6 protein-coding genes are annotated in these 3551 nt (G+C 57.9%); all 6 read left to right on the top strand.

The genetic code is table 11. The features are described 5' to 3' along the window. The first annotated feature begins 331 nt into the window (after window positions 1-331). Complete coding sequence (locus NW815_RS13630) at window positions 332-580, top strand: hypothetical protein (protein ID WP_011433899.1); 249 nt, start codon at window positions 332-334, stop codon at window positions 578-580. A 100-nt stretch (window positions 581-680) separates the two neighbouring features. Then, window positions 681-1043: a photosynthetic/respiratory NAD(P)H-quinone oxidoreductase subunit C gene (ndhC, locus tag NW815_RS13635; protein ID WP_011433900.1), complete on the top strand. Its 363-nt coding sequence runs from the start codon at window positions 681-683 to the stop codon at window positions 1041-1043. Beyond that, entirely contained in the window at window positions 1034-1774 is a 741-nt protein-coding gene (locus NW815_RS13640; RefSeq protein ID WP_414331499.1) for an NADH dehydrogenase subunit K, read from the top strand. Before ndhC ends, NW815_RS13640 begins: the two co-directional genes overlap by 10 nt. Window position 1775: 1 nt before the next feature. Next, window positions 1776-2327 (top strand): NAD(P)H-quinone oxidoreductase subunit J, encoded by a 552-nt coding sequence (locus NW815_RS13645; RefSeq protein ID WP_414390414.1) that lies wholly within the window; start codon window positions 1776-1778, stop codon window positions 2325-2327. Window positions 2328-2374: 47 nt separating this feature from the next. Next, on the top strand, window positions 2375-2548 hold the full coding sequence (locus NW815_RS13650) for a hypothetical protein (protein WP_414390411.1): 174 nt from the start codon (window positions 2375-2377) through the stop codon (window positions 2546-2548). Between the two features lie 7 nt (window positions 2549-2555). Then, the coding region (locus NW815_RS13655; protein WP_414416127.1) for a class I SAM-dependent methyltransferase at window positions 2556-3551 on the top strand (996 nt) is incomplete at its 3' end.

A 3551-nucleotide genomic window follows, 5' to 3' on the forward strand; every position in this document is an offset into this window, starting at 1 on the left:
GCGGGGCTCCTGCGATTTCTAGCTGAGCTGACCAAGCGGCAGAAGGGAAATCTCACTTATTGTTAGCAGGCTGGCTGGGGAATCCTACTGGCGCTACCGTGGTTTTGGGTTGTGTTCACAGCGGGTCAGCAGCGGGCCGGCACAGCTTACTCTACCCAAAAAGGTGCACGTGGGATCTTCACCAAGTGCTGGGGTAAGCTACCCTGTCTGTTGAACTTATTCCGGCAGTCTGTCTGGGTGAAAGATGCTGAGATATCGGCATTAGCGGCCCAAAAGGTTCGGTTCCCAGATTGCCTCTGGGTCTACTTCAAGCTGTTCTGCCTCAATCCCTATGGTTTCCTCTGACCTCAAGCGCTGGCTGGATAACTTCCTGATTGCCGTTGTCTTTCTGGTGTTCGCCGGGTTTGTCTGGTTTGTCTTTTCCGTAACCGGGGCTTTTCTTGGGATCCCACTGGGCTACAAACTTTGGATGCGGCTCTGGCTGCCTTTGTTTCAGCCGGCTTTGGGGATCCTGATGGCCGGGGCGGTGGTGAGCGGAGTGTGGGGCTGGCTGGAAAAACGCCGCTCCCAACAATCATGATCATCAATAGAACTGAAGATCCCGTGGCGCAGGGGAGCCCCAGACTGGCTCTATACTGGAAACGTATCTAAATGTTGAGCACCTGAGGCAGTCTGGCGTCGTGTTTGTTCTGTCCGGCTACGAGTATTTGCTGGTTTTTCTAATCGTCTGCTCTCTGCTGCCGATTTTGGCTCTGGGGGCTTCCGCACTCTTAGCGCCAAAGCGGCGGGGATCCCTGCGGCGCAGCACTTACGAGTCGGGCATGGAGCCGTTTGGGCAAGCCTGGATCCAGTTCAACATTCGCTACTACATGTTCGCACTGGTCTTCGTCATTTTCGATGTAGAGACGGTGTTCCTCTATCCCTGGGCAGTGGCGTTTCACCGCTTGGGGCTGTTGGCCTTTGTGGAGGCCCTGATTTTCATCGCCATCCTTGTGGTGGGTCTTGTGTACGCCTGGAGAAAAGGAGCATTGGAATGGTCATGACGTCTGAGAAATCGCAAGTCTTGTTTCCGGGGGCTGCCCCCCAGGTGACTACCGACCTCTCCAACAACGTCGTTCTGACGACGGTGAACGACCTGTACAACTGGGCTAAGATGTCCAGCCTCTGGCCGCTGCTCTACGGCACCGCCTGCTGCTTCATCGAGTTTGCCGCCATGCTGGGATCCCGCTTCGACTTCGACCGCTTTGGCCTGCTGCCTCGTTCTTCGCCGCGCACGGCTGATTTGATCATCACGGCAGGTACGGTCACCATGAAAATGGCGCCGGCGTTGGTCAAGCTTTACCAGCAAATGGCTGAGCCGAAGTACGTGATCGCCATGGGGGCCTGCACCATCAGCGGTGGCATGTTCAGCTCCGATTCCTACACGGCAGTGCGGGGGGTGGACAAGCTGATCCCGGTGGATGTGTACATTCCCGGCTGCCCTCCTCGTCCAGAAGCGATCATGGATGCCATTGTCAAGCTGCGCAAGAAGATCGCCGCCGAGGACATGCGGGAACGAGGCCGTCTGCAGCAAACCCACCGCTACTACACGGTTAAGCACAACCTCAAGCCTGTGCCGGAGATCATCACCGGCAAGTATCTGGAGAGCGAGACCCGCCAAGCTCCCCCGCCAGAGCTGGCTGCGGCCATTGGCTTGCCAGTGCCCCCGGCCTTGCAAACCGCCGACTTTAAGCGGGCGGAACAGCAGCTCAAAGCCTTGCAGGGAGGAGTGTGAGATGGCAGAGGAGAATGCCCAGGAAAAACAAGCGCCGCCAGCGGTAGGCGAGCAATCGGATCCGTTGGCGATGGTGGAGCGGGGCCCGGTTTCCCAGTTTCTGGCCGACAACGGCTTCGAGCACCAGTATTTGGGGAGAGACGCAGCGGGGGTAGAGCTGTTGGAGGTGGAGCGGGACTTTCTCCTACCCTTGTGTACCGCCCTCTATGCCTACGGCTTTAACTACCTGGAGTGTCAGTGCGGATATGACCTGGGGGCAGGGCAGCCACTGGTCAGCCTTTACCACCTGATCAAGCTGTCAGACGGGGCGGATCGCCCTCAGGAGGTGCGGCTCCAGGTAAAGTTGCCTCGCCACGATCCACGGCTGCCTTCCGTATACTGGATTTGGAAGTCGGCGGATTGGCAGGAACGAGAAACCTACGACATGTACGGCATTGTTTTCGAGGGACACCCGAACCTGAAGCGGATTTTAATGCCGGAAGACTGGATAGGTTGGCCCCTGCGCAAGGACTACATCACGCCTGACTTCTATGAGCTGCAGGATGCCTACTGATTGGGGATCCCTGACCTGGTGAGCAGCGTTGAATAGGATGGGTTGAGATGTGGCCTTTTTTGCTCTTGACAATCTATGCAGGTGGAGTTTGGTACTCGGCCCGCAAGGCGGATCGCATCTATTCGGGATCTGGGAAGTGGCTGGTATCGGCCCTCTGGCCGGTGCTGCTGCTCTCAAACCGTCAGTTTCGCCAAAATTGGCGTCGTCCCCTGAACAAGTAAGTTTGAGTTGAGTAAGTCTGGATCCCTGGAATCCTCACCTGTGATCGCTCCTGAGCAACACCTACGCGACCCGAGTCTTTCTCTATCGACACCTCAGGCCACGCAGAAGTTGCAGGAGTTGATTGTCAGCCGCATTCGCGCTCAGGGACCGGTGACCTTTGCCCAGTTTATGGAGTGGGCTCTCTACGAGCCAGGGCTGGGCTATTACGAGCAGGGATCCCCGATTGGCCCCGACTACCTCACCTCTCCCCACCTGGCGGCGGACTTTGCCCAACTGTTGGCAGAGCAGATCCTTCAGTTCTGGCACATTTTGGGATCCCCCTCTGCCTTCACGGTCATCGAGATGGGGGCGGGCAGCGGTCGCTTGGCCCAGGATTGGCTGACCTACGTGCGCTCCGCTAACCCCCCTTTTTGGCAGGCACTGGAATATGGGATCCTGGAGCGTTCTGCCCATCTGCGGCAGCTCCAGCAGGAGCGGTTGGCCCCTTTTGGGGAGAAGGTGCGCTGGTTGGATTGGGACGGGATCCCGGATAACTCAGTTACAGGCTGCTTTTTCTCCAATGAGCTGGTGGATGCTTTTCCGGTGCATCGGGTGCAGGTGCAGGATGGGGCTTTGCGAGAAATCTATGTCGATTGCGGCGAGGCTGCAGAAGCCAACTTCCGGGAAGTGCTGGGGGATCTGTCCACTCCTGAGCTGAGGGAGTATTTTGCCCGCTTGGGGATCCCTGTAGAAACCTATCCGTCGGGCTACCAAACCGAGGTGAACCTAAAAGCCTTGGAGTGGCTGCAGCTCCTGGCCCGCAAGCTCCGGCGAGGCTACGTGCTCACCATCGATTATGGCCACACCGCCCAGCGCTACTACAGCCCCCACCGCGCCCAAGGTACGCTCCTGGCCTATCGACAGCACGGCAGCTACACGGATCCCTATGTTCGGGTGGGATCCCAGGATCTCACCGCTCATGTGGACTTTACCACCCTAGAGCAAGTGGGAGAATCTCTGGGG

Origin of the sequence: Synechococcus sp. R6-7 (genome assembly GCF_047461695.1) — a bacterium.
Lineage (GTDB): Bacteria > Cyanobacteriota > Cyanobacteriia > Thermostichales > Thermostichaceae > Thermostichus.

Bases quoted from the DNA above. Each gene is read 5' to 3' on its own strand.
- NW815_RS13645 (WP_414390414.1), top strand. From the start codon at position 1,776: ATGGCAGAGGAGAATGCCCAGGAAAAACAAGCGCCGCCAGCGGTAGGC.
- NW815_RS13630 (WP_011433899.1), top strand. From the start codon at position 332: ATGGTTTCCTCTGACCTCAAGCGCTGGCTGGATAACTTCCTGATTGCC.
- NW815_RS13650 (WP_414390411.1), top strand. From the start codon at position 2,375: ATGTGGCCTTTTTTGCTCTTGACAATCTATGCAGGTGGAGTTTGGTAC.
- NW815_RS13640 (WP_414331499.1), top strand. From the start codon at position 1,034: ATGGTCATGACGTCTGAGAAATCGCAAGTCTTGTTTCCGGGGGCTGCC.